26 protein-coding genes are annotated in these 25,191 nt (G+C 71.4%); 10 read left to right on the top strand and 16 right to left on the bottom strand.

Annotated features, from left to right (window positions below):
* Nucleotides 1–145: 145 nt before the first annotated feature.
* Genes mtnK through ACZ4UU_RS22915 form a run of 5 tightly spaced genes read right to left on the bottom strand, consistent with a single transcriptional unit; the run spans nt 146 to nt 5,028 of the window.
* The gene (gene mtnK / locus ACZ4UU_RS22935) at nt 146–1,315 is read right to left on the bottom strand and encodes an S-methyl-5-thioribose kinase (protein WP_471905254.1); all 1,170 of its coding nucleotides are present in this window, start codon (nt 1,313–1,315) and stop codon (nt 146–148) included.
* A 22-nt stretch (nt 1,316–1,337) separates the two neighbouring features.
* On the bottom strand, nt 1,338–2,384 hold the full coding sequence (locus ACZ4UU_RS22930) for an ABC transporter permease (protein ID WP_471905253.1): 1,047 nt from the start codon (nt 2,382–2,384) through the stop codon (nt 1,338–1,340).
* 25 nt (nt 2,385–2,409) lie between these two features.
* Entirely contained in the window at nt 2,410–3,945 is a 1,536-nt protein-coding gene (locus ACZ4UU_RS22925) for a sugar ABC transporter ATP-binding protein (protein ID WP_471905252.1), read from the bottom strand.
* Nucleotides 3,932–4,264, bottom strand: coding sequence for a hypothetical protein (locus tag ACZ4UU_RS22920; protein ID WP_471905251.1), 333 nt, complete (start codon nt 4,262–4,264; stop codon nt 3,932–3,934). Before ACZ4UU_RS22920 ends, ACZ4UU_RS22925 begins: the two co-directional genes overlap by 14 nt.
* Nucleotides 4,234–5,028, bottom strand: coding sequence for a substrate-binding domain-containing protein (locus tag ACZ4UU_RS22915; protein ID WP_471905250.1), 795 nt, complete (start codon nt 5,026–5,028; stop codon nt 4,234–4,236). Before ACZ4UU_RS22915 ends, ACZ4UU_RS22920 begins: the two co-directional genes overlap by 31 nt.
* A 553-nt stretch (nt 5,029–5,581) precedes the next feature.
* Here ACZ4UU_RS22915 and ACZ4UU_RS22910 point away from each other — a divergent pair.
* Genes ACZ4UU_RS22910 through ACZ4UU_RS22895 form a run of 4 tightly spaced genes read left to right on the top strand, consistent with a single transcriptional unit; the run spans nt 5,582 to nt 7,679 of the window.
* Complete coding sequence (locus tag ACZ4UU_RS22910) at nt 5,582–6,166, top strand: 1,2-dihydroxy-3-keto-5-methylthiopentene dioxygenase (protein WP_471905249.1); 585 nt, start codon at nt 5,582–5,584, stop codon at nt 6,164–6,166.
* Nucleotides 6,163–6,888, top strand: coding sequence for an acireductone synthase (mtnC, locus tag ACZ4UU_RS22905; protein ID WP_471905248.1), 726 nt, complete (start codon nt 6,163–6,165; stop codon nt 6,886–6,888). Before ACZ4UU_RS22910 ends, mtnC begins: the two co-directional genes overlap by 4 nt.
* Nucleotides 6,885–7,493 carry a methylthioribulose 1-phosphate dehydratase gene (mtnB, locus tag ACZ4UU_RS22900; RefSeq protein WP_471905247.1) on the top strand — a complete coding sequence of 203 codons (609 nt, stop codon included), beginning with the start codon at nt 6,885–6,887 and terminating at the stop codon, nt 7,491–7,493. The genes mtnC and mtnB overlap by 4 nt, the downstream gene beginning before the upstream one ends.
* A 9-nt stretch (nt 7,494–7,502) precedes the next feature.
* Nucleotides 7,503–7,679 carry a hypothetical protein gene (locus ACZ4UU_RS22895; protein ID WP_471905246.1) on the top strand — a complete coding sequence of 59 codons (177 nt, stop codon included), beginning with the start codon at nt 7,503–7,505 and terminating at the stop codon, nt 7,677–7,679.
* A 56-nt stretch (nt 7,680–7,735) separates the two neighbouring features.
* Here ACZ4UU_RS22895 and mtnA read toward each other — a convergent pair whose 3' ends face one another.
* Nucleotides 7,736–8,788: an S-methyl-5-thioribose-1-phosphate isomerase gene (gene mtnA / locus ACZ4UU_RS22890; protein WP_471905245.1), complete on the bottom strand. Its 1,053-nt coding sequence runs from the start codon at nt 8,786–8,788 to the stop codon at nt 7,736–7,738.
* A 196-nt stretch (nt 8,789–8,984) separates the two neighbouring features.
* Here mtnA and ACZ4UU_RS22885 point away from each other — a divergent pair, with 196 nt between their 5' ends.
* Both ACZ4UU_RS22885 and ACZ4UU_RS22880 read left to right on the top strand, forming a co-directional pair.
* Nucleotides 8,985–9,656 carry a FadR/GntR family transcriptional regulator gene (locus ACZ4UU_RS22885; protein WP_471905244.1) on the top strand — a complete coding sequence of 224 codons (672 nt, stop codon included), beginning with the start codon at nt 8,985–8,987 and terminating at the stop codon, nt 9,654–9,656.
* Nucleotides 9,657–9,840: 184 nt separating this feature from the next.
* Nucleotides 9,841–10,827, top strand: a complete 987-nt coding sequence (locus tag ACZ4UU_RS22880; RefSeq protein ID WP_471905243.1) for a PAC2 family protein — start codon at nt 9,841–9,843, stop codon at nt 10,825–10,827.
* A gap of 98 nt (nt 10,828–10,925) precedes the next feature.
* On the opposite strand, the gene ACZ4UU_RS22875 is transcribed toward ACZ4UU_RS22880, so the two are convergent.
* The 5 genes from ACZ4UU_RS22875 to ACZ4UU_RS22855 form a co-directional block, all read right to left on the bottom strand.
* Nucleotides 10,926–11,900 carry an SMP-30/gluconolactonase/LRE family protein gene (locus ACZ4UU_RS22875; protein ID WP_471905242.1) on the bottom strand — a complete coding sequence of 325 codons (975 nt, stop codon included), beginning with the start codon at nt 11,898–11,900 and terminating at the stop codon, nt 10,926–10,928.
* Between the two features lie 683 nt (nt 11,901–12,583).
* Nucleotides 12,584–13,813, bottom strand: coding sequence for a cysteine--1-D-myo-inosityl 2-amino-2-deoxy-alpha-D-glucopyranoside ligase (gene mshC, locus ACZ4UU_RS22870; protein WP_471905241.1), 1,230 nt, complete (start codon nt 13,811–13,813; stop codon nt 12,584–12,586).
* Nucleotides 13,814–13,927: 114 nt separating this feature from the next.
* Nucleotides 13,928–14,746, bottom strand: a complete 819-nt coding sequence (locus ACZ4UU_RS22865) for an SCO1664 family protein (protein ID WP_471905240.1) — start codon at nt 14,744–14,746, stop codon at nt 13,928–13,930.
* The gene (locus ACZ4UU_RS22860; RefSeq protein ID WP_217214396.1) at nt 14,710–15,300 is read right to left on the bottom strand and encodes a DUF3090 domain-containing protein; all 591 of its coding nucleotides are present in this window, start codon (nt 15,298–15,300) and stop codon (nt 14,710–14,712) included. The genes ACZ4UU_RS22865 and ACZ4UU_RS22860 overlap by 37 nt, the downstream gene beginning before the upstream one ends.
* Nucleotides 15,301–15,367: 67 nt before the next feature.
* Nucleotides 15,368–16,054 (bottom strand): histidine phosphatase family protein, encoded by a 687-nt coding sequence (locus ACZ4UU_RS22855; RefSeq protein ID WP_471905239.1) that lies wholly within the window; start codon nt 16,052–16,054, stop codon nt 15,368–15,370.
* A gap of 62 nt (nt 16,055–16,116) precedes the next feature.
* Here ACZ4UU_RS22855 and ACZ4UU_RS22850 point away from each other — a divergent pair, with 62 nt between their 5' ends.
* On the top strand, nt 16,117–17,115 hold the full coding sequence (locus tag ACZ4UU_RS22850) for a magnesium and cobalt transport protein CorA (RefSeq protein ID WP_471905238.1): 999 nt from the start codon (nt 16,117–16,119) through the stop codon (nt 17,113–17,115).
* 1 nt (nt 17,116) lies between these two features.
* On the opposite strand, the gene ACZ4UU_RS22845 is transcribed toward ACZ4UU_RS22850, so the two are convergent.
* Both ACZ4UU_RS22845 and ACZ4UU_RS22840 read right to left on the bottom strand, forming a co-directional pair.
* Nucleotides 17,117–17,905 carry a ferritin-like domain-containing protein gene (locus ACZ4UU_RS22845; protein ID WP_471905237.1) on the bottom strand — a complete coding sequence of 263 codons (789 nt, stop codon included), beginning with the start codon at nt 17,903–17,905 and terminating at the stop codon, nt 17,117–17,119.
* Nucleotides 17,906–18,157: 252 nt separating this feature from the next.
* Nucleotides 18,158–19,213, bottom strand: coding sequence for an LLM class F420-dependent oxidoreductase (locus tag ACZ4UU_RS22840; RefSeq protein ID WP_471905236.1), 1,056 nt, complete (start codon nt 19,211–19,213; stop codon nt 18,158–18,160).
* A 185-nt stretch (nt 19,214–19,398) separates the two neighbouring features.
* On the opposite strand from ACZ4UU_RS22840, the gene ACZ4UU_RS22835 reads away from it, so the two are divergent.
* On the top strand, nt 19,399–20,382 hold the full coding sequence (locus ACZ4UU_RS22835; protein WP_471905235.1) for an aldo/keto reductase: 984 nt from the start codon (nt 19,399–19,401) through the stop codon (nt 20,380–20,382).
* Nucleotides 20,379–22,712 carry a helix-hairpin-helix domain-containing protein gene (locus tag ACZ4UU_RS22830; RefSeq protein WP_471905234.1) on the top strand — a complete coding sequence of 778 codons (2,334 nt, stop codon included), beginning with the start codon at nt 20,379–20,381 and terminating at the stop codon, nt 22,710–22,712. The genes ACZ4UU_RS22835 and ACZ4UU_RS22830 overlap by 4 nt, the downstream gene beginning before the upstream one ends.
* A gap of 105 nt (nt 22,713–22,817) precedes the next feature.
* Here ACZ4UU_RS22830 and ACZ4UU_RS22825 read toward each other — a convergent pair whose 3' ends face one another.
* The gene (locus tag ACZ4UU_RS22825; RefSeq protein WP_471905233.1) at nt 22,818–23,522 is read right to left on the bottom strand and encodes a hypothetical protein; all 705 of its coding nucleotides are present in this window, start codon (nt 23,520–23,522) and stop codon (nt 22,818–22,820) included.
* Nucleotides 23,523–23,569: 47 nt separating this feature from the next.
* Here ACZ4UU_RS22825 and ACZ4UU_RS22820 point away from each other — a divergent pair, with 47 nt between their 5' ends.
* A complete protein-coding gene (locus ACZ4UU_RS22820; RefSeq protein ID WP_030053310.1) occupies nt 23,570–23,758 on the top strand; it encodes a DUF5703 family protein in 189 nt (62 codons plus the stop codon).
* Nucleotides 23,759–23,861: 103 nt separating this feature from the next.
* Here ACZ4UU_RS22820 and ACZ4UU_RS22815 read toward each other — a convergent pair whose 3' ends face one another.
* Nucleotides 23,862–24,686, bottom strand: coding sequence for a chaplin (locus ACZ4UU_RS22815; protein ID WP_471905232.1), 825 nt, complete (start codon nt 24,684–24,686; stop codon nt 23,862–23,864).
* A gap of 153 nt (nt 24,687–24,839) precedes the next feature.
* On the bottom strand, nt 24,840–25,073 hold the full coding sequence (gene chpH, locus ACZ4UU_RS22810) for a chaplin ChpH (RefSeq protein WP_234763821.1): 234 nt from the start codon (nt 25,071–25,073) through the stop codon (nt 24,840–24,842).
* Between the last annotated feature and the right edge of the window lie 118 nt (nt 25,074–25,191).

Genomic DNA, 25,191 nt, shown 5'->3' with positions numbered 1-25,191 from the left:
ACCGGGGCCGGCCACCGCCGGAAGGGGCGGCTCCACGCCGACGGAGCCGCCCCTTTCGTTTGCCGGTGTGTGAATTTCGTCTGCGGGTGTGTGTGGGCTGGTCGCGCCCCGCGGCGGAGCCGCAAATGGACACAGTCCCGCACCCCTAGGTGGGCCGCACGACCGTCCTTGCATCGTTCGGGTCGTTCAACTCAGCCCGGCGGACGATCAGTTCGCGGCCGATCAGCAGCGCCCTGCGGGACGCAGGCACCGGGTCCTCCAGCGTCGTCAGGTCCGTCAGGTGGGCGAAGCCGATGATGCGGCGGATGATCTCCGTGCCGGCGTAGCCGAGGGACTCGGTCCATACCCGGCGCAGGAAGCGGTCCAGATAGGCGTCGTCGAAGAAGGTGTCGACGCGGGTGGGCCACAGCCGGCGGAACTCCGTTTCGAAGGCCTCCCAGGCAAGGCGGAGTTGGTCACCGTGGTCGGACAGCGTGCCGAGCGCCCGTGCCCGTTCCGCGGAGACCAGGGTGTTCGCCCAGTACAGGCCCAGGTCGTAGCCGACGGGGCCGACGAAGCAGAACTCAGGGTCGAAGACCCGTACGACGTGGGCGCCTTCGCGCTCGCCGACCATGACGCTGCCGGTGTGCAGGTCGCCGTGGAGGAGGGCCTGGGCGCTGGTCATGAAGGTGTGCCGGAGGTCGGCGACCTCGGTGCGCAGCCGGGTGTCCGCGCGGAAGGACGCCGCCAGGTCGGCCACGCCCTCGTGCCAGTGGTTGTGCTCGTGCTCGATGTACGGCTCGGAGAGGACGACGTCTTCGGTGATCTTGCGGAGCTCGGGGCTGACCGAGGCCGCGATCAGAGCCTTGCGTTCGGCGGACGGCATGCCGAAGTCGCTGGTGGCGAAGGAGAGTTGGGCTACGAGTTGACCGATGCGCGCGGAGGTGTCGGGGCCGTACGAGGCGCCCTCGTTGAGGCGGGTGCGCAGGACCTCCAGGTCCGACATGTCCTCCATGACGAGGGCGTGGTTCTCGGGGTCGTAGCCGTGGATCGCCGGGATCTTGTCGGGCGCGACCTTCGCCACCTGGGCGTAGGCGCGGGCCTCGGCGTCGGCGCGCTCCGGGCTCATCGGCCAGGAGGGCCCGGCGACGCGGACCCAGGGCAGTGCCTGCTTGACGGCGAGGCTGCGGGTGCCGTCGGCGGACGACGCGAGGAACACCCGGTTCATGTTGCCGTCGGACACCTCACGGACACGGATGTCGCTCAGGTCGTCCCAGTGGCCGCGCTCGCGCAGGTAGCCGGGGATGTCGTCGGTCTCCAGGATGCGGTAGCCCATCGCGGTATCTCCTCGAACTTCGCTATGCGGTACGGCGCTTGGACAGGGTGAAGCTGAAGACCAGGGCGAGGATGAGGACCGCGCCCTCGACGACGTCCTGGGTGTAGTAGGGCAGGCCCTTGATGGTGAGGCCGGTGGTGATGATGCCGATGAGGACGGCGCCGAGGGCCGTGCCCCACACGTTGGGGCGGCCGCGGCCCAGGACGGAGGTACCGACGAGGGCCACGGCGACCGCCTCCAGCAGCTGCGAGGTGCCCGCGGACACGTCGCCCTGGCCGATGCGGGACGCCAGGATCAGGCCGCCGGTCGAGGCGAGGACGCCGGACAGGACGTAGGCGAGAGCTCGGTAGGCGCCGACGCGGATGCCGGCCAGGCGGGCGGCCTCGGGGTTGGCGCCGATGGCGTACAGGACGCGGCCCCAGCGGGTGCGGGCGAGGAAGACCCATGCGGCGATGGTGAGGCCGCCGAAGACGAGGACCGAGATCGGGATACCGAGGACGGTGCCGCGGTCGATGCGCAGGAAGCCGTCGGTGAACCTGCCGGGCGCCGTGGTGCCGTCGTCCAGGGTCATGCCGGGGTTGATGGACTGGCCGTCGACCAGGATGAGTTTGGTGCCCTGGATGACGAACATGGTGCCGAGGGTGGCCAGCATGTCGGGGATCTTCAGGACCACGATGAGCAGGGCGTTGAGCAGCCCGGCCAGCGCGCCCGCCGCCAGGACGGCGAGGATCGCGACGGTGCCGACCTGGTTGAGGACGACCATGGTGTGCGCGGCGACGGAGACGCCGAGCCCGGCCACCGCTCCGACGGACATGTCCATTCCGCCGGCGGCCATGGTGAGGGTGACGCCGAGGCCGAGGATCGCGGCGACGGAGACGTAGCGGAGGGTGTCGAGGAGGGTCGCCGACTCGCGGAAGGAGCCCTCGCTCAGAGCGAAGTACAGGAACAGCGCGGCGGTGACGAAGATGAAGCCGTACTTGATGACGGCGTTCTGGACGCGTACGGCGGTGGAGGTCGCGGGCGGGATCGCCGCCTTCGTGGGGACTTCCGTGCTCTGGGTGGTGGTCATGGCGTAGTTCCTCAGGGGGCCGGGGTCACACGGACGCCGAGATGGTCTGGATGACGCGGTCGCGTTCCGCGTCCTCGCCGCAGGCGTCGAGGTGGATCTCGCCGGCGGCGAGCACGACGACCCGGTCGGCGATCTCGAGGACCTCGTCGACGTCGGCGGACAGGACGAGCACTGCGGCGCCCTCGGCGGCGAGGGCACGGGCACGGCGGCCGATGTCCCGGCGGGCGCCGATGTCCACACCTCGGAACGGCTCGTCCATGATGAGCAGGCGGGGTGTCTCGGCGAGCCAGCGGCCGACGACGACCTTCTGCTGGTTGCCGCCGGACAGCTCCTCCACGGTGCTGTGCTGGTCGCGGGCGACGACACCGAGGGCGGTGATGGTGTCGCGCCCGAGGGCCTCCTCCTTGGCCGTGTCCACCAGTCCCATCCTGGACAGCGACTTCAAGAACGGCAGGGAGATGTTCCGGGCCAGCGACCAGCCGGGGACGAGCGCGTCGGTGTGCCGGTCCTCGGGGACCAGGTGGACGCCGGCACGGATCGCGTCGGAGGGCCTCCTCGGCCGGTACGGCCTGCCGTCGAGTTCGGCGGAACCGGTCGTGAAGGGCTCGGCGCCGAACAGACCGCGGGCCAGCTCGGTCTTGCCGGCGCCCAACAGGCCGACGACGCCGGTGACCTCACCCTCGCGGAGGTCGAGGTCGAGGGGCGCCCGGCCCTCGAAGAGGCGGACGCCCTTCAGTGAGAGGGCGACGTCGCCTTCGGCGCCTTCCCTCACGGGCCGTGCCCTGGTCGCCTCCTGGGCCTGGGCGAGCATCGCGCGCAGGGCGCTGTCCCAGTCGAAGGGCTTGGCCTGGTCCTCGGTGAGACGGCCGTCCCGCAGTACGACCAGGCGGTCGGCGAGGGCGTCGATCTCGCCGAGGCGGTGGGAGACGTAGAGGACCGCGATGCCGTCGTCACGCATCTTCTCGACGAGCGCGAAGAGGCGTTCGGCCTCGGCGGCGGACAGGGCCGAGGTGGGCTCGTCCAGGATGAGCAGCCGGGGGCGGGTGGCGAGGGCGCGGGCGAGGATGAGCAACTGGTGGTCGGAGATGCCGAGTTCGCCGACGTCACGGCGCAGTACCGAGTCGCTCCAGCCGAGGTCGAGGCCCGCCTGGATCTCGCGGGCGCGCGCGAGGACCCGGCGCCCGTTCAGGAACGGGTTGCCGCGCGCCTGTGCCAGCTCCTCGAAGACCAGGTTCTCGGCGACCGAGAGGCCCGGCACGATGCCCTCGCCGATGCGCTGGTGCACGGTCTGGATGCCCAACTGGCGGGCGGCGAGCGGGGTGTGGAGGGCCGCGGGTTCCCCGGCGATCCGTACCTCTCCCCCGTGGTCGGTGTGGACGCCCGAGAGGATCTTGATCAGGGTGGACTTGCCGGCGCCGTTCGCGCCGAGCAGTGCGACCACGCTGCCCGGGGCGATGTCCAGGGTGACGGAGGCGAGGACCGTCCTGCCGCCGAACGCCATGCCGACGTCGGTGAGGCCGACCGCCGGGACGTTCACGAGAGACCGCTCAGTGGGCGACATTGGGGATCCAGTCGGCGGTCGAGACCTGCGACAGGTTCAGCGCGGGCAGTGCCTCGCGCAGCTGGTCCATGTTCTCGATCTTCTTCTCGCGCAGGAAGTCCTGGGTGATGGCGACGGCCGGGAACTCCACCGTGGCCCTGCCCAGTTGACCGGCCAGCTCCAGGGCGGTCGTACGGACGACTGCGGCGCCGACCGCGGACGGGTCGGTGCCCGCGGTGGCGACCCAGGGACTGCCGTCGGCCGTCATGTTCTGGATGTCGGCGCCTGAGACGTCCGCGCCGAAGACCTTCACCCTGTCCTGGAGCTTCTTGTTCCGCACCGCGAGGACGGCGCCCTTGGCGAGCTCGTCGTACGGGGCGAAGACACCGGTGACGTCGGGTGCTGGGTGAGGGCGGCGGACACCAGCGGCACATTGTCGGTCGCCGTGGAGTCGGTGACCTTGCCGACCTTGAACTGCTGCTTCCAGCCCTGCGCGGCCACTTCCTTCGCCCAGACGGTGTTCCGCTTGTCGAGGGCGGCGTATCCGGCGACGTTGACGTAGCCGACCTTGGCGTCCTTGCCGACCTCCTCGGCCATCACGTCGAGGACGGCCTCGGCCATGCTCGCGTCGTTCTGCCGGGTGCTGACGACGCCCTTGGTGGCGGTCTCGACGTCATAGACGACGACCTTGACGCCCTTCTTCACGGCCTTGTCGATCTCCGGCTGGATGGTCGCCGGAAAGCCGTGGTCGACGATGATGGCCCGCGCGCCGGAGTTGATGGCCGAGGACAGGTCGGTGGCCTGCTTGGCGTTGTCGGCCTGGGCGTCGTACACGGTCAGATCGATCCCGAGGGCCTTGGCCTGCGCCTTGGCGCCGTTGCCCCACTGCTCGAAGTAGTCACCGGCACCGCTCTGCCGTACCAGGGCCACCTTGATGGTGCCCTCGCTGAACGGGGCGGGTTTCGGGCCGGTGGCCGCCGCGGCCGGGGCGGCCTTGTCGCCGGACGTCCTGGAGGCGTCGGTGGACTGTGAGCAGCCCGCGAGGAGCAGGGCGGAGACGGACGCGAGGGAGAGCGCGGCAAGGGGCAGGCGGACAGGAGACATGACGGGGCTCCAGGTACGGGGAAAGGATGGGGAGTTGCTGGACCCGGAGCTGGGCACGTCGATGTGCGAAGGGGCGCCGTCGCGAGAGCAAGGGCGCGGGGGGAGCTCCGGACCGGGTCAGCGACAGCTGGCTGTGGTCGACCGGAGCAAGTCCACGTACAGCCGCCGCACGAGCAGCAGCGTCTTCATATGGAGATCATGGGAACGATTTCAGCCACCCGTCAAAGCGGTGGAAGCGGTTTCTCACCACCTGAGACAACGAGTACGTCACACCCGGTTGACGCCTGGACGGCGCCACCGCGGAGTTACGATCACGTCAGACCGGCACCCGAACCGGCACAGCCCGGCACCCCGACCGGCTCAGTGAGGCCCTGATGACCGCACCCCGCGCGACAGCGATCGGCATGCCCCGCATGCGCTGCTGTCCCGGTGCGATGTGTCGCGGCTGACCAGCACCGACCGGCTCTTCCCGCCCGCCGCGCCCTTCCGCGCTCCCCCTCCCGGGTGCTTGTCTCGGTACCCAGCCCTCTTTCCAGTTCCAGGAGTTGCCCCCATGACCCTGCTGACGACCTGGCCCGAGTCCGGACCGCAGAGCGTTGTCCGCCGCACCTCGGACCCCGCCGAGATCGCCGAGGCTCTGAAGCCGCTGGGCGTGCGCTACGAGCAGTGGCCGGTGCGCGAGGACGTCCCCTTCGACGCGGACAGCGAAACCGTGTTCGCGGCGTACGGCCCGGAGATCGACCGGCTCAACGCCGAGGAGGGCTTCACCACCGTCGACGTGCTGGGCCTGCACCCCAGCGACGACCCGGAGTTCCCGGTGAGGGCGAAGGCCGCGCGCGAGAAGTTCCTTCAGGAGCACACGCACGACGACGATGACGAGGTGAGGTTCTTCGTCTCCGGCTCCGGCATCTTCTACCTCCATGTGAACGGCGAGGTGCACGCCGTCTTCTGCGAGAAGGGCGACCTGCTGGGCGTGCCACGCGGCACCACGCACTGGTTCGACATGGGCACGAAGCCGTCGTTCACCGCGATCCGCTTCTTCCACGAGGAGGACGGCTGGATCGGCAACTTCACCGGCTCCACGATCGCCTCCCGCTTCCCGGACTTCGACACGATCGCGGCCGGGTACCACGCGTGAGCCTGAACTACGAGGTCGACGCCGTGGTGCTCGACATCGAGGGCACCACCAGCGCCACCGGGTTCGTCGTCGACGTGCTGTACCCGTACTCGCGCTCGCGCTTCGCCGCGCTGCTCTCCGGGCGGTCCGATGACCCGGAGGTGGCGCGGGCGGTCGCGCAGGTGCGGGAGGAGATCGGCGATCCGGACGCCGACGCGGTACGCGTCGAGAAGGCCCTCAACGCCTGGCTCGACGAGGACCGCAAGGCGACTCCGCTGAAGACCCTCCAGGGCATCATCTGGTCCGAGGGATTCGCCCGCGGTGACCTCGTGTCGCACTTCTACGACGACGTCGTACCGCGCCTGCGGGCGTGGCACGCGGCGGGCGCGGGGCTGTACGTCTACTCGTCCGGGTCGGTGGCCGCCCAGCGGGCGTGGTTCACCAACAGCCCGGAGGGCGACCTGACGCCGCTCGTCTCCGGTCTGTACGACACCGAGAACGCGGGCCCCAAGCAGGAGCCGGAGTCGTACCGCCGGATCGCCGGGGCGACCGGCGTCGAGCCCGCCCGTCTCCTCTTCCTCTCCGACCGTCGCGGCGAACTGGACGCGGCCCGCGCGGCGGGCTGGTGGACGGTGGGTGTGCGGCGGCCCGGGGAGCCGTACTTCGAGCAGGGCGTCGGCGGCCACGCGCAGGCGGGGACGTTCGACGAGATCACCGTCATCACTTCCGGGAGCCGCACGTGACCGCCGACATCAGCCAACTCGACCTTGAGGAGGCGGGCGCGGTCCTGGCCGCCGAGTCCGCCCGGTTCGCCTCCTTCGGCTGGATGCGGGGCACCTCCGGCAACCTGTCCGTGGTGCTGTCCCGCGAGCCGCTGCGGCTGGCGGTGACGGCCAGTGGCCACGACAAGGGCGAACTGACGCCCGCCGACGTGGTGCTGGTCGACGGGCAGGGCGCCGCGGTGCGGGGCGGCAAGCCGTCTGCCGAGGCCGAGCTGCACGCGCGCGTGGCCGCGCTGACCGGGGCCGGGGCCGTGGTCCACGTCCATACGGTCGCGTCCGTGGCGATGGGCCGCCGCGAGCCCGGCGGCATCGTGTTCAAGGACCTGGAGATGCTCAAGGGCGTCGGCCGGCCCGCCCACGACGTCGAGGTCACCCTGCCGGTCATCGCCAACAGCCAGGACATGAAGGTCCTCGGCGACCGGCTGGAGGCCGCGCACGACCCCGGGATGCCCGCGGTGGTCGTGGCCGGACACGGCCTGTACGTCTGGGGCGACAACCCGCGTCAGGCCCGGCACCACACCGAAGTGGTGGAGTGGCTGCTGGAGTTGGAGCTCGCCCAGCGGTAGCCGGGCGTGGTGACGTCGAAGTCCCCCCAGAACACGAGGTCGTCGACGAGGCGGTCGCTGCCGCCGTGCGCGATCTCCTCGTACTACGAGAAGTGCCGCTCGGGCTCGCGCAGCCAGCCCGAGCATTTGCAGGCGCACCGGATGGGCCAGCGCCTTCAGTGCGCCGACCAGATCCTCATCCGGTGAGGTCGCAGCGTCGGTCATGGGTTCTGAGTATGGGTCGGCGCCAGCGCCGGGGGACGTCAGCCCAGCCGCTCCCCCGGCAGTTCCCCGGCCGACACCTCCAGTACCCCGCGCTCGGTGACCAGCCCGGTCACCAGGCGCCCCGGGGTGACGTCGAACGCCGGGTTGTGGCCGCGCGAGCCGGCCGGAGCCGTCCGTACGCCGCCCCACTCCAGCACCTCGTCCTCGCCGCGGAGTTCGATGTGGATCTCGTCACCGGTCTTCGTGGCCAGGTCGACGGTCGTCGTGGGCGCCGCCACCAGGAACGGGATCCCGGCGTCCGCGCAGGCCAGCGCGACCCCCACGGTGCCGACCTTGTTCGCGGTGTCGCCGTTGGCCGCGATCCGGTCGGCGCCGACGATCGCCGCGTCGACCTCGCCGCGCAGGATGGTGCCGGCCGCGGCGCCGTCGACCTGGACGTGGTGCGGGATGCCCTCCTGGTCCAACTCCCAGGCGGTCAGGCGGGATCCCTGGAGCAGGGGGCGCGTCTCGTCGGCGTACACGACCTCGACGCGGCCGCGCGCGTGCAGTTCGCGGACGACGCCGAGGGCCGTGCCCCAGCCGGCCGTGGCGAGCGCGCCGGTGTTGCAGTGGGTGAGGATGCGCAACGGCCGCTCGACCCCGACGCGTTCGAGCAGCCAGTCGGCGCCGTGCGCGCCCATGGCGCGGTTGGCCTCGACGTCCTCGCGCTGGACGGCGGCAGCCTCCTGCAGCACGGCGTCGAGGCCGTCCTCGAAGCGGGTCATGACGCGGTCGACGCACACCATGAGGTTGACCGCGGTGGGCCGGGCCTCGCGGACGCGGGCCACGGCCGCACGTATCTCGTCGGCCGACCAGCCCTCCCGCTCGCCCTGGAGCAGCGCGAGTGCGACACCGTAGGCTCCCGCGACGCCGATCGCGGGCGCGCCGCGCACGACGAGCCGCTGGATCGCGTCGACCAGAGTGTCCACGTCACGGACGTCCATCGTCTCGGTGCGGTGCGGGAGCACGGTCTGGTCGATCAGCGCGAGGCTGGTTCCGGTCCATTGGACGGCACTCAATTCCTCGGACCCGGACCGAATTTCCTGGGACATAAGAGGACACTCCTGCTATTCCTGTGGGTGCTCGCCACCGTACATGACCTTGAAAAACCCAGGATTGAGGCAGTCGAGCGCACGGGCGGGCGCTGATGGTGATCGCGGACCTGGAGGCGGTCGTCTGATCAGGCCGCATAATGTGGCTGAGACGTCGGATGTCTCGGACGACATCCTGAACGACGGGAGGGCGGCCATGGCAGTCACCGACGAGGCGATCGAGAAGATCAAGGACATGATCGTCTCCGGCGCGCTGCGCCCCGGCGACCGGCTCCCCAAGGAGAGCGAGCTGGCCGCCGACCTCGGCCTGTCCCGCAACTCCCTGCGGGAGGCCGTGCGCGCCCTGTCACTGATCCGGATCCTCGACGTGCGGCAGGGCGACGGCACCTATGTCACGAGTCTGGACCCGCAACTGCTGCTGGAGGCACTGAGCTTCGTCGTCGACTTCCACCGCGACGACACGGTGCTGGAGTTCCTCACCGTACGCCGCATCCTGGAACCCGCCGCCACGGCGATGGCCGCGTCCCGGATCAGCGAGCAGCAACTGAACGCGCTGACGAACCAGTTGGACGAGCTCGGCAACGAACCGTCGGTGGAGGAGCTCGTCGCCTGCGACCTGGAGTTCCATCGGGGCATCGTGCAGAGCTCGGGGAACTCCGTTCTGTGCTCACTCCTGGACGGCCTGTCGGGGCCGACGACACGGGCGCGCATCTGGCGCGGGCTGACCCAGGAGGACGCGGTCAGCCGGACCCTGCACGAGCACCGGGCGATCCTCGCGGCGCTGCGGGACCGGGACGCGGAGGCGGCGAGGTCGTGGGCGACGGTGCACATCGCGAGCGTGGAGCAGTGGCTGCGGTCGTCGCTGTGACGCGGGGAGTGCGCCGCGGGGTGTGCCGGGGCGCGAACAAGGGCTCGGATGACTGCGGGGTGTTCCCCGGTGACGAACGGGGCAGTGATCCGGTCACTCCCCCGTGCAAGGGGGCTGCGGGCGCCCCCGCCGCACGCCGTAAGGTTGTGTGGTCAAGCGAGGGCACGTCGGAAGGAGGCACTGGGTGATCGAGCTCGAGGGGGTTCCCGAGCTGATCGACCCGGTCATGGTGGCCGCGTTCGAGGGCTGGAACGATGCCGGCGACGCCGCCTCCACCGCGGTCGCGCATCTGGACAGGGAGTGGAAGGGCGAGGTGTTCGCGGCGCTGGACGCCGAGGACTACTACGACTTCCAGGTGAATCGCCCCACGGTGTGGATGGACGCGGGCGTCCGCAAGATCACTTGGCCCACGACCAGGCTGTCGGTGGTCCGCGTCGGCGGCGACAAGCCACGTGATCTCGTACTCGTCCGAGGTATCGAACCGTCCATGCGCTGGCGCTCGTTCTGCAACGAGCTCCTCGGCTTCGCGCACGAGCTGGGCGTGGAGCTGGTGGTCATCCTGGGTGCCCTGCTCGGTGACACCCCGCACACGCGTCCGGTCCCGATCAGCGGGACGACGTCCGACGCGGACCTGGCCCAGCGGATGGACCTGGAGGAGACCAAGTACGAGGGCCCGACGGGCATCGTCGGCGTCCTCCAGGAGGCGTGCACGCACGCCGGTGTCCCGGCCGTGTCGCTGTGGGCGGCCGTACCGCACTACGTCTCGCAGCCGCCCAACCCGAAGGCGACGCTGGCCCTGATCAACCGGCTAGAGGACCTGATCGACGTCCGCATCCCGCTGGGCGAGCTGCCCGAGGACGCGCGCGCCTGGCAGGTCGGCGTGGACCAGTTGGCCGCCGAGGACAGCGAGGTCGCGGAGTACGTGCAGTCGCTGGAGGAGGCCCGGGACACCGCGGAGCTGCCGGAGGCGTCGGGTGAGGCCATCGCCCGCGAGTTCGAGCGGTATCTGCGCCGCCGGGACGGCGGCGGTCCGACGCCCGGCGGACACGCCACGGCGGACGGTGGGGAGTCCCCCGGCCCCTTCCTCAGGGACAATCCGAGCGGCCGCACCAAGCCGCCGAAACCACCGAAGCCGGGCAACACGGACGACGACGAGTCGTCGGACGACTGAACGGCCGAGAAGAGGGCGGTGCGCGGACTGCGCACCGCCCTCCTTCGCCATCGAGGCGAGATCGTCACCCCGGCGAGATCGTCACCCGGGCAAAATCGTCACGCGGGCACGGAGATCACGTCGTACGCCGTCTCCGGCGTCGGCGTCGTCGTGAAGCGCGCGTTGGGCAGGTAGAGCCGGCCCCGGTAAGCGGCCGCCGTGGTCGGCACGTCGAAGAGCGGGTCGGTGATACGGCGCCGGAAGACGCCGCTGCGGCCGTCGGCGGCGAGCCGGAACACGTCGACGGCGTTCTGCCGGTTCTGGACGACGTACAGCGTGCGTCCGGTCAGCAGCAGTCCGTCACCGTTGGTGAGCGGGGCCGCGTCGCCGAGGTCGACGAGCCTCGTGACGCCGGTGCGCGGGTCGACGCGGTGCAGACCGCCGACGCCGGACTGTACGACGAGGAGGGCGGAGCCGTCGGGGGTGCTCGTGATGCCGTTGGCGTTCACGACCTCGCCGGGGACCTGGCTCCAGTCGCCGCTCAGGGTGATCGTCACGACGTCGTCCGGGTCCGGCAGTCCGCCGTGCCGGCCGAGCGGCAGGGCGTACAGCGCGGGCTGGTAGGAGTCGGTGAGCCAGGCCGTGCGCGGGGTCAGGAACACGTCGTTGGCGAAGGTCGGCGTCGCCGTGGTGAGGACGTAGGAGGCGAGGATCTCGCCGGTGCGGGTGTCCACGACGCGGGCGCCCTGGCCGCGTCCGGCGACGAACAGGCGTCCCCGGTGATCGAGTTTGAGGCCGACCGAGGGCGTGCCGGGTCCGGCCGAGATGACGCCGCCCTCGCCGGTGCGCAGGTCGGCGCGGTAGATCGAGCCGTCGCCGAGCGACCCGAGGTAGGCATAGGGTCCGCCGCCGATGGCGATGCCCTCCGGGCGGAAGCCGTTCGGGAGGTGGATCACGGCGGGCCGGGTGTTTCCGGCCGCGGTGGCGGGCGTGCCGGCGGACCCGACGAGCGCGGCACCGGCGGTGGCGGCGCCGGCCGTGAGGAGTCTGCGGCGGGTGAGATGAGGTGCGAAGGAGCGGTGTTCGGGGGCCACTGTGCGTCCTTCCGCGGACAGGACCGGCGGGCAGCTGGTCCAACGGTCAACTGACTCCTCCACCCCACCACACGCCGGGCGCCTCCGCAGCTGTAGACAGCCTCTCGACAGCGACTGGACACATCTGGCCCGATTGGGCCGTGACATCTCTTTCACTCCGGAATGCACACGTTGCCCAATTCAACCTGTTTCAAACCGAGTTGGCGAACGGATCGGCAACCGGCCCGACATCAAGGCGGCGGTCAACCGTGTGGTGCCGCACGCGGTCGGCTCCGGTCTCGCCGAACGCCACTGGGACGAGCTCCTGCCCTACCCTCGCGAACTTCCGCCCAGGCTCCGGCTGTTCGTGGCCGGCGGCTGGCGCAACCTCAACCACCCGTCCCCGGAGATCCGCCAGGCGGTCCACACCGCCTTCGCGGGGGGGGACGGCCCGAAGTCCGAGTGTGGTTCTCGGACGACGAGATCGTCGGCCTGGTGATCACCGGCTGACGCAGCCCGTCACATCGAGGAAACCCATCACATCAAGGGAAGGTGACACACGTATGAGCACCACCCCGCAGATGAGTCACATGGGACAGCAGCAGGGCCAGCAGTTCCCCCAGATCCGCAAGCTCTGACCGGCAGGTGAACGAAGAGGGGCGCTTCCACCCGTGGGGAAGCGCCCCTCTGTCATGTTCCGGTCGTCAGAGGGCGACACCCAGCAGGGCGTCCACGGCCCGCGACACCACACCGGGGGCGCCGGTGTCCGTGCCGCCGCTCTCCTCCTGCGCGGCGGCCCAGCGGTCGACCGCGGCCAGCGCGGCCGGGGCGTCCAGGTCGTTCGCGAGGGCCTCACGGATCTCCTCGACGAGCGCCTCGGCGGGCGGGCCGTCGGGCCGGGACACCGCGGCACGCCAGCGGTCGAGGCGGGCGAGGGCGTCCTGGAGGACCTGGTCGGTCCACTCCCAGTCGGCCCGGTAGTGGTGGGCGAGGAGGGCGAGCCGGATGGCGGCGGGGTCGACGCCGTCGCGGCGCAGCCGGGACACGAAGACGAGGTTGCCCTTGGACTTGGACATCTTCTCGCCGTGCAGGGCGACCATGCCGGCGTGGACGTACGCCTTGGCCATGGGGAACTCGCCGGTCAGCACCTGGGCGTGCGAGGCACCCATCTCGTGGTGCGGGAAGGCCAGGTCGGAGCCGCCGCCCTGGACGTCGAAGCCCATGCCGAGGTGGTCCAGGGCGATGGCGACGCACTCGATGTGCCAGCCGGGCCGGCCGCGCCCCAGTGAACCGCCGTCCCAGCTGGGCTCGCCGGGACGGGCGGCCATCCAGAGCATCGGGTCGAGGGGGTTCTTCTTGCCCGGACGGTCCGGGTCGCCGCCCCGCTCGGCGGACAGCAGCCGCATCGCCGCGGCGTCGAGGTTCGAGACCTTGCCGAAGTTCGGGTCCGACTCGACGGAGAAGTAGGTGTCCCCGTCGAGTTCGTAGGCGGCACCGGCGTCCCGCAGCCGCTCGACGAGCGGCACGATGCCGGGTATCGCCTCGACCGCGCCGACGTAGTGCCTCGGGGGCAGCATGCGCAGGGCCGTCATGTCCTCGCGGAAGAGGGCGGTCTCCTTCTCGGCGAGGGCGACCCAGTCGACGTTGTCCCGCTCGGCCCGCTCGAGGAGCGGATCGTCGACGTCGGTGACGTTCTGGACGTAGTGGACCTGCCGCTTGGTGTCGAGCCACACGCGCTGCACGAGGTCGAACGCGTTGTAGGTCGCCGCGTGTCCCAGGTGGGTGGCGTCGTACGGCGTGATGCCGCAGACGTAGATACGGGCGACGGGACCGGGGTCCAGGGTGACCAGACCCCCGGTCGCGGTGTCGTGGATCCTCAGGTCGCGGCCCTCACCGGGCAGGGCGGGGACCTCAGAAGCGGGCCAGGCATACATGTCATGAGCCTAACCGGACGGATGTTCCGGATACGAACCGGACCAGGCCGGATGGCCGGTAAGGCCTTCTTGCGCGATACGGCACTCAATGCAGTGCCCCGGCCCAGTGTCCCGCTAGACGGGCGGCCACGGAATGGCCGGCCACTCCCCGCTCGGCTCCGGATGCCTCCCGGACGTCACCAGCGCCTCCACGCGCGCGCGTGTGGCCTCCAACTCGGCCGCGGTGATCAGTGCGGCCAGGCGCACCACCAGGTCGCCGCCCTCCTTCAGGGCCTCCCGCAGGGCACCGAGCGCCTCGACGGCCTCCCCGGCCAGCGGTTCGCCCGCCCAGCCCCACAGCAGGGTCCGCAGCTTGTTCTCGACGTTGAACGTGACGCCGTGGTCGATGCCGTAGAGCCGGCCGCCCTCGGTGGGCAGCAGGTGCCCGCCCTTGCGGTCGGCGTTGTTGATCACGGCGTCCAGGACGGCCATGCGCCGCAGCCGGTCGTCGTCGGCGTGCACCAGCAGGGCGGTCTTGCCCTCGCCGACCTCGGCGAAGCCGATGGCCTTCCAGCCGGGCGCGGGCTCCTCGCCGTCGACCAGGGCGAGCAGTTCGGCCTCGGGCGTCGCCTCGATCCACAGCTGGACCATGCCCTCGCCGTACGGCCCGTCCCGCAGCACGGTGGGCGGTACGAGCCCCCAGCCGGTCGCCTCGGAGACCTCGTACGCGGCGACCTCGCGCTGCGCGAGCGTGCCGTCGGGGAAGTCCCACAGCGGCCGCTCACCGGCGACCGGCTTGTACACGCAGGACGCCTCCCGGCCCTCGTAGGCGACCGTGCAGAACAGCGCCGCGTTGGACGCCTCGCGGATGCGTCCGCGCACGGTCAGCTCACCCTCGGTGAGCAGCTCCACCGAGGTCACGCTCCGCGGCGGTATCCGTTCTGGCGCGGACATACGTGTCCTTCCGGGTCGAGCGGGAGGCTGCACAGCGGACACGGCGGCCGCCCCGCGTTGACGACGTCCAGGGCACGCTTGGCGAAGGCCCTCGCCTGCGCGCCGGTGAGCCGGACCCGCAGCATCGGCGGCCCGTTCTCCTCGTCCTGGAGGAGGCGTTCCTCGGCCTCGGCGAGGTCCTCCTCGGAGTCGGCGTCGAGCTCCACCAGCGCCTGCGCCTCGACGATCATGCGCTGCTCCTCGCCGTCCCAGGCCAGCGCCATGGTTCCGACGCGGAACTCCTCCTCCACGGGGGAGTCCAGCGGGGCGGTGTCGGCGACCTCGCTCGGCGCCATGGCGGGCACGGCGGCGCTGCCGCCGCTGCGCCGTACGACCTCGTCGAGCAGTTCGTCCATGCGCTCGGCGAGGGCGGCGACCTGGGTCTTCTCCAGGGCCACGCTGGTCACCCGGGAGCCTGCGGTGGCCTGGAGGAAGAACGTACGGCGCCCGGGCAGTCCGACCGTACCGGCCACGAAGCGGTCCGGGGGGTCGTAGAGGAACACCTGACGGGACACGTCCTGTCTCCATTGGAATCGTGGGTACGGCGCTGCTTCGACCGCTTCACCCTACTGCGCCGGACGATCACGGTGCGCCCGCGCCGCCCCCGACCGTCGCGTCGTCGGCCGGCGGCTCCTCGCGCGGGGCGAGGGACGCGAAATCACCGGTGTCGCCGAGGCGTACGAGGAACGGCCTCAGGCGTGTGTAGCGGATCGCGGTGATGGAACACGGTTCAACGGAGATCCTCTGGAAGAGGTCGAGATGAAGACCGAGTGCGTCCGCGACGAGGGACTTGATGACGTCGCCGTGCGAGCACATCAGATACACGGCGTCGGCGCCGTGATCGCGCTCCACGCGCGCGTTCCACTCGCGTACGGCCTCGGCGGCGCGGGTCTGCATCGCGCGCATCGACTCACCGCCGGGGAACGCGGCGGCCGACGGATGGGCCTGGACGACCTCCATCAGCGGCTCGTCCGCCAGCTCGGCGAGCTTGCGGCCGGACCAGTCGCCGTAGTGGCACTCCCCGATCCGCTCGTCGGTGTGCGCGGTGAGTTCCGGCCGGGCCTCCAGCAGCGGCCGGATCGTCTCCTGGCAGCGCTGGAGCGGACTGGCGACGACCTCGGAGATCGGCAGCGCGGCGAGCCGTCCGGGCAGCGCGGCGGCCTGCGCGGCCCCGCGCTCGTCGAGGGCGACGCCGGGCGTCCACCCGGCGAGGAGCCCCTCGGTGTTGGCGGTGGATCGTCCGTGGCGGACCAGGATCAGGGTGGGCATGCGGCCCAGCGTAGGCATACGACCGGGTGCGCCCGCGAGGGGATGGCGGGAGAATACGCTCCGTGATCGTCGACTGCGCCATCTACCGGGACGGGCGCCGGACGGAGGGGCCCGCGGACTTCTCCGACGCCCTGGATCTGTGCCGTCTGCGGGGCGACGCGTTCGTCTGGATCGGCCTGTACGAGCCCACGGAGAGGGAGTTCGACAAGGTCACCGACGAGTTCGGGCTGCATCCGCTGGCCGTGGAGGACGCCCTGAAGGCGCACCAGCGGCCCAAGCTGGAGGTGTACGACGACTCGCTGTTCATGGTCCTGAAGCCGGTCGGCTACGAGGCGAAGAGCGACATCGTCTCCTCCGGCGAGGTCATGGTCTTCATCGGCGACTCGTTCGTGGTGACCGTCCGGCACGGCGAGGAGGCGCCGCTGGGGGCGGTGCGCAGCCGTCTCGAACACGAGCCGGAGATGCTCCGGCACGGTCCCACGGCGGTGCTGTACATGATCGCGGACGCGGTGGTCGACCACTACGTCGAGGTGGCGGGAGAGCTGGGCACTGACCTGGAGGAGCTGGAGGCCGAGGTGTTCTCGCCGATCGGCGGCGGCTCACGGCACACCGCGTCCCGGATCTACGCCTTCAAGCGGCAGATCCTGGAGTTCCGCCGGGCCACCGGCCCGCTCGCACAGCCCCTGTCCCGGCTCGCCGGCACTGGCATGATCGCGGCTCGTGTGCCCTTCGTGCACGACAAGGCACAGCCCTTCTTCCGTGACGTCAGCGATCACCTCACGCGGGTGAACGAGGCGGTGGAGGGCCTGGACCGGCTGGTCTCGGACATCCTCTCGGCGCATCTGGCGCAGATGAGCGTCCGGCAGAACGACGACGTGCGGAAGATCTCCGCGTGGGCGGCCATGGCCGCGATCCCCACGATGATCGCGGGGATCTACGGCATGAACTTCGAGCACATGCCCGAGCTGCGCTGGACGGGATCGTATCCGCTGCTGATCGCGGGCATGGCCGCCCTGGAGGTGCTGTTGTACCGGCTGTTCAAACGCCGGGGCTGGCTGTAGGTCAGGCGAACTCGGGCGCGGAGGTGGCCGGTCCGCCGAGGGCGTCACGGCGTTCGGGCATCTTCAGGGACACCATGCGCCGCCAGCCGACCAGCCGCTCCCAGGCGTACACGGCGTGGATGCCCGCGGCGAGGACGGCAGCCTTGGGTCGGGACCAGCCGAGGATGCGGCCCATGTGGTCCATGACCGCGAGGCTGACGTCCCGGTAGATCCGGATCTCGGCGAGCGCGCACTCGCGCAGCGTCCGCTGGATGGCCCGGCCGTGCCCCTGAGCGGCGAAGCGCAGGAGTTCCTCGTGGCAGTAGGCGAGGTGGTTGTCCTCGTCGCCCGAGATCATCCGGACCGCGCGGCCGAGGTCGGGGTGGTCGGCGAAGTGCTTGCGCAGCAGGTCCATCTGCTCGGAGGCGCGCTGCTCGGTGACCCGGCTGTGCGACAGGTAGGTGACGATGTCCTGGACGGTGAGCGGCTCGTCGCCCTTGAGCTTGTCGTGGGCGAGGCCGATGCCGTGCCGCTCCAGCAGCATCGTGTAGTCGGTCTCGGACGGCACGGGGGCGGGCTGGAGGCCGCGCTTCTTCATCAGGGCGTTGAAGATCCGCCCGTGCTTGTCCTCGTCCGCCCCGTGCCGGGTGATCTTGGGCGCGAGAGCGCGCTCGCTCTTGGGGACCAGCGCGGCGATCCGCGCGTTCTCCCAGCCGCCCTGGGACTCGCCGCTGGCCGCGATGGAGCAGAACAGCCGGAAGGACTCGTCGTTGTCGATGATCTCCTGGAACAGACTCTTGGCCGAAAGCATCGTGGGGCACCTCTCTGCAGGACGCCGCAGGATTCCGCAAAGAACGAGTCAAATGCGGCGAGAGAGGTGCTGCAACAGCTGTGTCGGACAACTCCGCCAAAAGAATGACCACCGGGGTCACGACGGGGGCGTAACCGGGTGGGGCACGCGCGCGTTGTGCTGCGTGACGGCCGTGGCGGGGAAGACCCCCGAGCCCCCACCACGGCCGCTGAAAACTCCCCGGGCTGTACGGCGTCCCGGTGTCGGCGCGTGCTACGCGAGCCCGGCGCGCTCCAGGGCCTCGGTTCCGGCGCGGAGCGAGGCGAGGCGCTCGTCGAGGGTGAAGCCCGCGGGTGCGAGGGACAGGGTGGTCACCCCGGCCGCGGCGTAGGCCTTCATCCGGTCGGCGATGCGGTCGACGGAGCCGAGCAGCGTGGTCTTGTCGATCAGGTCGTGCGGTACGGCGGCCGCGGCGCCCTGCTTGTCGCCGGAGAGGTACTTGGTCTGGATCTCGGCGGCTTCCTTCTCGTAGCCCATGCGCTGGGCGAGCTGGTTGTAGAAGTTCTGCTTGGGGCTGCCCATGCCGCCGACGTAGAGCGCGGTGTAGGGGCGGAAGGTGTCGGCGAGCGTGGCCATGTCCTTGTCGTCGCCGACGGCGAGCGGCAGGGTCGGGCAGACGTCGAACCCGTCGAGGCTCCGGCCGGCCTTCTCGCGCCCGGCGCGCAGGTACTTGATCGTCGTGTCCTCCAGGTGCTCGGCGGAGGGGAAGATCAGCAGGGCGCCGTCGGCGATCTCACCGGTCTGTTCGAGGTTCTTCGGGCCGATGGCGGCGATGTACAGCGGGATGTGCTCGCGCTGCGGGTGCACGGTGAGCTTGATCGGCTTGCCGGGGCCGCCGGGCAGCGGCAGCGTCCAGTGCTGCCCCTCGTACGACAGCCGTTCGCGGGTCATCGCCTTGCGGACGATCTCGACGTACTCACGCGTGCGTGCCAGCGGCTTGTCGAACTTGACGCCGTACCAGCCCTCGGAGACCTGCGGTCCGGAGACGCCGAGGCCGAGGCGGAAGCGGCCGCCGGAGAGCGAGTCCAGGGTCGCGGCCGTCATCGCGGTCATCGCGGGCTGGCGGGCCGGGATCTGGAAGATGGCGGAGCCGACGTCGATGCGCTCGGTCTGGGCGGCGACCCAGCTCAGCACCGTGGCCGCGTCCGAGCCGTACGCCTCGGCGGCCCAGCACACGGCGTACCCCAGCCGGTCGGCCTCCTGCGCGACGGCCAGATTGTCCGCGTCCATTCCGGCACCCCAGTAGCCGAGGTTGATCCCGAGCTGCATGGCCGATCCCCTTACCGATCAGTAACGTCCCTTGTGCGCCCGACCATAGCGCGGGGGGCGTCCCCCGGGGAGGCCGGTGTGGCGGGCATCGCCCCGACGGCCGTGCGGACCCCAGGTGACCGTCCTGAAAACTGGTTATCCACAGGCCCCCACATGGCAGGTTCTGGCCAGTAATCTCGGCGTTCATGGAGCAGAGGCATCTCGGCCGTACCGGCCTGCGCGTGTCCCGGATCGGACTCGGCACCCTCACCTGGGGCAGGGACACCGACGAGCATGATGCCGCGGACCTGTTGAAGACGTTCTGGGAAGCGGGCGGCAGCCTCGTCGACACGGCCGACGTGTACGGCGACGGGGAGGCCGAGTACCTGCTCGGCCGGCTGATAGAAGGGCTGGTCCCGCGCCGGGACCTGGTGATCTCGACGAAGGCGGGCAGCGTGCCCGACCCGGACCGCCGGTTCGACGGCTCGCGCGGCCATCTGCTCTCCGCGCTGGACGCCTCGCTGGCCCGGCTCGGCACGGACTACGTCGACGTCTGGCACATCCACGCCTACGACCCGTCCACCCCGCTGGAGGAGACCCTCCAGGCCCTCGATCTGGCGGTCAGCAGCGGCCGGGCCCGCTATGCCGGTGTCTCCAACTTCTGCGGCTGGCAGCTCGCCAAGGCGGCGACCTGGCAGCTGGCGGCGCCCGGCACCCGGACCCGGCTGGCCAGCACACAGCTGGAGTACTCCCTGCTCCAGCGCGGCGTGGAGCGCGAGGTGCTGCCGGCCGCGCTGGATGTGGGCATCGGCCTGCTGCCGTCCTCGCCCCTCGGCCGGGGCGTGCTGACGGCGAAGTACCGCAACGCCACTCCCCCGGACTCACGCGGCGCCTCGGAGCATCTGGCGCCCTTCGTCGCGCCGTACCTCGACGACACGGCGAGCCGCATCGTGGACGCCGTGCAGACGGCGGCCGACGGACTGGCCGTCACCCCGCTCCAGGTCGCCCTCGCCTGGGTCCGCGACCGGCCCGGCGTGACCGCGCCCGTCATCGGCCCGCGCAACGCGCAGCAGCTCGCGGCGGCATTGTCAGTGGAGGCCCTTAGTCTTCCTGACGAGATCTGCCGGGCGCTCGACGACGTGTCGGCGCCCGTGCACCGCTATCCCGATCACGACTGGAGCACGCTGTGAGCACGGAGCCGCCCGAGACCACGGAGAACACCGAGCCGGGGACACCGGGGGCCGCGACGCAGGACGGGGCACCGGAGGCCGCAGGTTCCGGGCAGCGGCCGGCGGGGGACGCGGGGGCCGGCGACGGTGAGGAACCGATGGCTGAAAGCACCGAAGGCGCTGTGGGGGGCGAGGGCCGCGGGAGCGTGAGCCCTGCGGCCGAGTCAGGCGACGGCGACGGTGACACCGCCGGGGGTTCCACGGCCGGAGGCGCCGCGGGCACCGCCACCGGGTCTCCTGCGTCGCAGAGCCAGGAGGGCGACGGCAGCTCCGTGGCGGACTCGTCCGCGGCGCAGCTGTCCGAGGCCGAGTCCGAGCTTGCCGCCCAGCGGGTCGAGCGGGAGCGGATCGAGCGGCGCAAGGCCGAGAAGCAGGGGCCCGTCGAGAGCGGGACCAAGCTCAGCGGGAAGGCCGCCGATCTGCTCGCCGCCGTACGAGCCGTGGAGAGCGGCGCCAAGCCGGTCGCCACGGTGTTCAGCGAGCCGGAGCCACCGCGCCGCCCTGCCCCGGAGCCGGTACGTCAGCCCCGGCCCGTGGCGTCCGAGGCGCCCGCGGGTCCCGCGCCGGAGACCGTCGAGTCCGTGCGCGGCGTGCTGGCCGACGGCGGCGCCCCGGAGTCGCTCGCCCCGCAGGTCGCCGCGGCCCTCGGCGAGGGGGCGGCCGATCAACTGCGCGCGGATCCCTGGCAGTTGCTGCGGGTCGCCGGGGTGCGGACCGAGCAGGCCGACGGGTTCGCCCGTGCGCTGCTCGGCGCGGAGTGCGGTCCCGACGACGAGCGGCGCGGCCGGGCGATCACGGTCTGGCTCCTGGAGCAGGCGGCCGTGGCCGGGCACACCGCTCTGGAGATGCCGACGCTCACCGCGGCGCTGGCCCAGCGGGGTGTGCCCGACGCCGCGACGGCCGTGCAGGACGCCCTGGCCGAGGGCGAGGCCCTGGCCTTCCAGGACGCCTTGGACGAGCCCGGCGCACCGGCGCCCCGGGGGGACGACGAGGCGGAGGAGGACGACGAGCGGCCGGTCCGTGTCCTCGTCGGCCTGGAACGGTACGCCCTCGCGGAGGAAAGCCTGGCCGACGGACTGGCCCGACTGATCAACTCGGCGCCGAAGCAGGACGGTTCGGCCGAGGAGTGGGAGCGTACGGCGGCCGCCGCGGGTTCCGCGGCCGACCTGATCCGCGCCGCCGCGGCCCACGGCCTGGTGCTGCACACCGGTGGGCAGGCGTCCCGGGCCGAACCGGCGGCGCTGCTGCACGCGGCGCACGCCCTGGGGCTGCGGGCCTGGGCGGCCACGCACAGCCCGGTCGGCCGGGACCGCTTCTCGACGCTGCTGGACGGGCCCGGAGTCGCCACCGTGGCCGGTCTGCTCTCCGGTGCCGAAGGGCCCGGCCGGGACGCGGACGGTGCGTTCGACCTCGATCTGCTCGTCCTGCTCGACGCACCGCAGCTGGACGTGGAGACGGCGGCCCTGCTCACGGAGTCGCTGCCGGACGGGGCCCGGCTGGTGCTCGCCGGTGATCCAGCGGTGCTGTGGTCGGCGGGGCCCGGCCGGGTGTTCGCCGATCTGCTGGCGGCGCGGGTCTGTCCGCAGATCGCGTCGCGACTGCCTGATCCGGGGCCGCTGGGCGAGTTGGTGTCCGGTATCGGCGTAGGCGAGCTGAACCAGGTCGAGGCGCCCGGCAAGGAAGTCGTGATCGTGCCGGTGCGCGACGCGGGCGAGGCCGTGCACCGCACCGTGCAGCTCGTCGCGGACTCGGTGCCGCGGGCGATCGGCATCCCGGCCGAACAGACCCAGGTGATCACCCCGGGCCACGGCGGCGCGGCCGGCACGCGCGCCCTCAACGCCGCGCTCAAGGAACGCCTCAACCCCGGCCCCGGCCGGTTCGGCGGCTTCGACCCCGGTGACCGCGTCGCGTACTCGCCGGCGCCGGGCCGCACTGTGCCGGGCCAGGTGGTGAAGGCCGACGCCGAGGGACTGCACCTGTCCTGCGCGGGCGAGGCCGTCGTCGTACCGAAGGAACGGGTCGAGCAGTCCGTACGGCACGGCTGGGCGCTGACCGCGCACCAGGCGGCGGGCGCCGGCTGGCCGGCGGTGGTCGTGGTACTGCCGGGCGATGCCGCGCAGACATTGAACCGACCCTGGGTCTACACGGCGTTCGGCCGGGCCGACCGCCATCTGTCCGTGGTCCACGGCGTGGAGCAGGCCCTGCCCCGAGCGGTCGCCGAGGTCCCGGCGAAGCCGCGCACGACCCGCCTCGCCGTCCTGCTCGGACCGCTACTGCCGTCGACCGGCTGACGCTCGGCTCGGGAGAGAGCGCGTCCATCACGCCCCGCACATGACGACGGCGGCGCTCACGGGATCGATCCGTGACCGCCGCCGTCGAAGCAGCCGTGATCCGCGTCAGCGATCCGCGTCCAACGGTTCGAGGTCGTCCTCGTCCAGATCCGTGTCGAGCTCGTCTTCGAGGTCCTCGTCGGATTCCGCGTCGCCGTCGTCGAGGTCGTCGTCGAACACCGTGCTGACGTCGAAGCGGCAGACCACCCTCTGCGGATCGACCCCCTCGAAGGGCGCTTCCAGCCATTCCCCGGGGTCGGGCTGGTCGTCCGAGGCGACCACCCACAGCGTGGAGTCGCCCTCCTCCAGGCCGAACTCCTTGTGCCGGGATGCGATCTCGTCCGGCTCGAACTCGCCGAACAGCGTGCCCAGCGCCCCGTGCACCGTGCCGGAGGCGTCCGCGTCGGCGTCTTCGTCGTAGTCCACCGCCTCGACCCGCTGGGCCTGCGCCAGCAGCCGCTGCGGCTCCGCCACGGCGTAGTCGCGGCGGATCAGCACACTCAGCGCATTCGGTTCCTCGGGGCCCGTGTACGGCGGCAGCGCGTCCTCCGCACCGGGGATCTCGAAGGGCGTGACCTCGTCGTAGCGGTCGTAGAGCAGCTCGTCGTAGGTCTCGGCGGCCGCGGCCAGCTGGTTGAACGCCTCGTAGACGGCCGGATCGTCCTCACCCGACCGGCGTTCGACCGCGGCCAGGTGGCGGTCGAGCGCGGTCTTGACCGCCTCGGCGGCGGCGCGTACCTCGGCAGCGGTGGGCTGCACAGCATCAGACATAGTGCAGACGCTATCCGTACCGGGCCCCAGCCCGCACAATAGATGCGATGCCGGAATACGAATTTGTCGACGTGTACGTACCGCGCGGGGTCTCCCGCAAGGACGCCACACGCCTGCTGACGGACCATGCCGAGTACGGACACTGGGAGTTGGACCGCCTGAGCCTGCTGCGTGACGGCAGCCGCAAGGTGCGGCTGCGGCGCCGGATCATCCGCCAGGTGCGGGCCACATGGTGAGCTGAGGCGACAGACAGCGAGACAGGGACACCAGCAGAGAAACACACCGGAGCGGGCCCCGCCGACGCGGGCCCCGCTCCGTTTCCCGCCGGACGGCAGAGCGCTACGCCGAAGGCCGGGCCTTGCGGTAGAGCACCGTGCCGGCCAGCAGCGCGCCCGCGCCGACCGGCAGGGCGAGGCCCATCGGCAGGTCGCTGCCGGTCCGGGCGAGCTCCGCGTCGCCCCGGGGCTGGGTGACGAAGTGCGCGCCCGGGTTGTTGCCGTGCGAGGAGCCGCCCGGCGTCACGTCGCCCGCGCTGGGCGGCGTGCTCGGGGAACCGGGGTGGCTCGGCTCGTCGGGGTGCTGCGGGCTTCCGGGGTTGCCGGGGTGCTCCGGGTTACCTGGATTGCCCGGCTGCTCGGGGTTGCCGGGATGGCCAGGGTTACCGGGGTTTCCCGGGTTGCCAGGGTTGCCCGGCTGTTCCGGGGACCCGGGCGGGTTCTGGTGGCCCCCGCCACCGTTGTTGGCGCAGTCGTTGCCCTCGGTGGCGTTGCCGATGCCGATGATGTCGACGCTGTTGCCGCACACGTTGACCGGCACATGGACCGGCGCCTCGACGTGGTTGCCGGAGGCGACGCCCGGGGAGTCGGTGGCGTGCCCGTCGGCCGACGCCGCCGAGCCGCCGCCGGAACCGTGGCCGCCGCCCGTGTTGGCGCAGCTGTTGCCGCTCGCCGGGTTGAGCACGCCGACGACGTCGACGGTGTTGCCGCAGACGTTGACCGGCACATGCACCGGCGCCTGCACCGTGTTGCCCGACAGCACGCCGGGCGAGTTCGAGGTGGAGCCGTGCGCGGCCGAGCCGGTCGCGTGGGCGGCGCCGCCCGCGGCCGCGACGATGCCGGTCGCGGCCGCCACGGTCATCAGGCCCTTGCGGGTGACCTGTCGCATTGTTGAATACCTGCCTTCGACCTTGTTCCGAAGATCCGAAGAAAGGACGCCGGGAAATAGCCCGACGCCCCCAAAGGCCGGTCGGCCCCGGAGCGCATGGCACGCGCTCCGGGGCCGACGGGCTCAGCCCTTTTCACAGGGCGAGGCACAACGTCACTTGTTGATGCAGGTGTTGCCGAAGGCGGGGTTCAGCAGCCCGATCACGGAGACCGTGTTGCCGCAGACGTTCACGGGGACGTGAATCGGCGCCTGGACGACGTTGCCCGACAGGACACCCGGGGAGTGCACCGCGGCACCCTGGGCACCGGAGTCGGCAACGGCCAGGCCCGCGCCCGCGAGAACCAGCCCACTGGTGGCAGCCGCAGCAGCGACGACCTTCTTGATCATTATTCCTCCTTGTTGGCAATGCGATCACAAGTAGCTGATCGCATCACCTGTAACGAGGAGGAACTAATAGGGCTACGACCTGATGAGCGCGTTCACTCGCGCCGGTCACGGCCAGTAC

This window comes from Streptomyces sp. NPDC028907 (assembly GCF_055564995.1).
This window is presented reverse-complemented; position numbering and strand designations above follow the sequence as displayed.

What these genes read in the sequence shown, in the direction of transcription:
- mtnK (WP_471905254.1), bottom strand. Translation starts at nt 1,315, where the DNA reads ATGGGCTACCGCATCCTGGAGACCGACGACATCCCCGGCTACCTGCGC.
- ACZ4UU_RS22930 (WP_471905253.1), bottom strand. Translation starts at nt 2,384, where the DNA reads ATGACCACCACCCAGAGCACGGAAGTCCCCACGAAGGCGGCGATCCCG.
- ACZ4UU_RS22925 (WP_471905252.1), bottom strand. Translation starts at nt 3,945, where the DNA reads ATGTCGCCCACTGAGCGGTCTCTCGTGAACGTCCCGGCGGTCGGCCTC.
- ACZ4UU_RS22915 (WP_471905250.1), bottom strand. Translation starts at nt 5,028, where the DNA reads ATGTCTCCTGTCCGCCTGCCCCTTGCCGCGCTCTCCCTCGCGTCCGTC.
- ACZ4UU_RS22910 (WP_471905249.1), top strand. Translation starts at nt 5,582, where the DNA reads ATGACCCTGCTGACGACCTGGCCCGAGTCCGGACCGCAGAGCGTTGTC.
- mtnA (WP_471905245.1), bottom strand. Translation starts at nt 8,788, where the DNA reads ATGTCCCAGGAAATTCGGTCCGGGTCCGAGGAATTGAGTGCCGTCCAA.
- ACZ4UU_RS22885 (WP_471905244.1), top strand. Translation starts at nt 8,985, where the DNA reads ATGGCAGTCACCGACGAGGCGATCGAGAAGATCAAGGACATGATCGTC.
- mshC (WP_471905241.1), bottom strand. Translation starts at nt 13,813, where the DNA reads ATGTATGCCTGGCCCGCTTCTGAGGTCCCCGCCCTGCCCGGTGAGGGC.
- ACZ4UU_RS22865 (WP_471905240.1), bottom strand. Translation starts at nt 14,746, where the DNA reads ATGTCCGCGCCAGAACGGATACCGCCGCGGAGCGTGACCTCGGTGGAG.
- ACZ4UU_RS22855 (WP_471905239.1), bottom strand. Translation starts at nt 16,054, where the DNA reads ATGCCCACCCTGATCCTGGTCCGCCACGGACGATCCACCGCCAACACC.
- ACZ4UU_RS22845 (WP_471905237.1), bottom strand. Translation starts at nt 17,905, where the DNA reads ATGCTTTCGGCCAAGAGTCTGTTCCAGGAGATCATCGACAACGACGAG.
- ACZ4UU_RS22840 (WP_471905236.1), bottom strand. Translation starts at nt 19,213, where the DNA reads ATGCAGCTCGGGATCAACCTCGGCTACTGGGGTGCCGGAATGGACGCG.
- ACZ4UU_RS22835 (WP_471905235.1), top strand. Translation starts at nt 19,399, where the DNA reads ATGGAGCAGAGGCATCTCGGCCGTACCGGCCTGCGCGTGTCCCGGATC.
- ACZ4UU_RS22825 (WP_471905233.1), bottom strand. Translation starts at nt 23,522, where the DNA reads ATGTCTGATGCTGTGCAGCCCACCGCTGCCGAGGTACGCGCCGCCGCC.
- ACZ4UU_RS22820 (WP_030053310.1), top strand. Translation starts at nt 23,570, where the DNA reads ATGCCGGAATACGAATTTGTCGACGTGTACGTACCGCGCGGGGTCTCC.
- ACZ4UU_RS22815 (WP_471905232.1), bottom strand. Translation starts at nt 24,686, where the DNA reads ATGCGACAGGTCACCCGCAAGGGCCTGATGACCGTGGCGGCCGCGACC.
- chpH (WP_234763821.1), bottom strand. Translation starts at nt 25,073, where the DNA reads ATGATCAAGAAGGTCGTCGCTGCTGCGGCTGCCACCAGTGGGCTGGTT.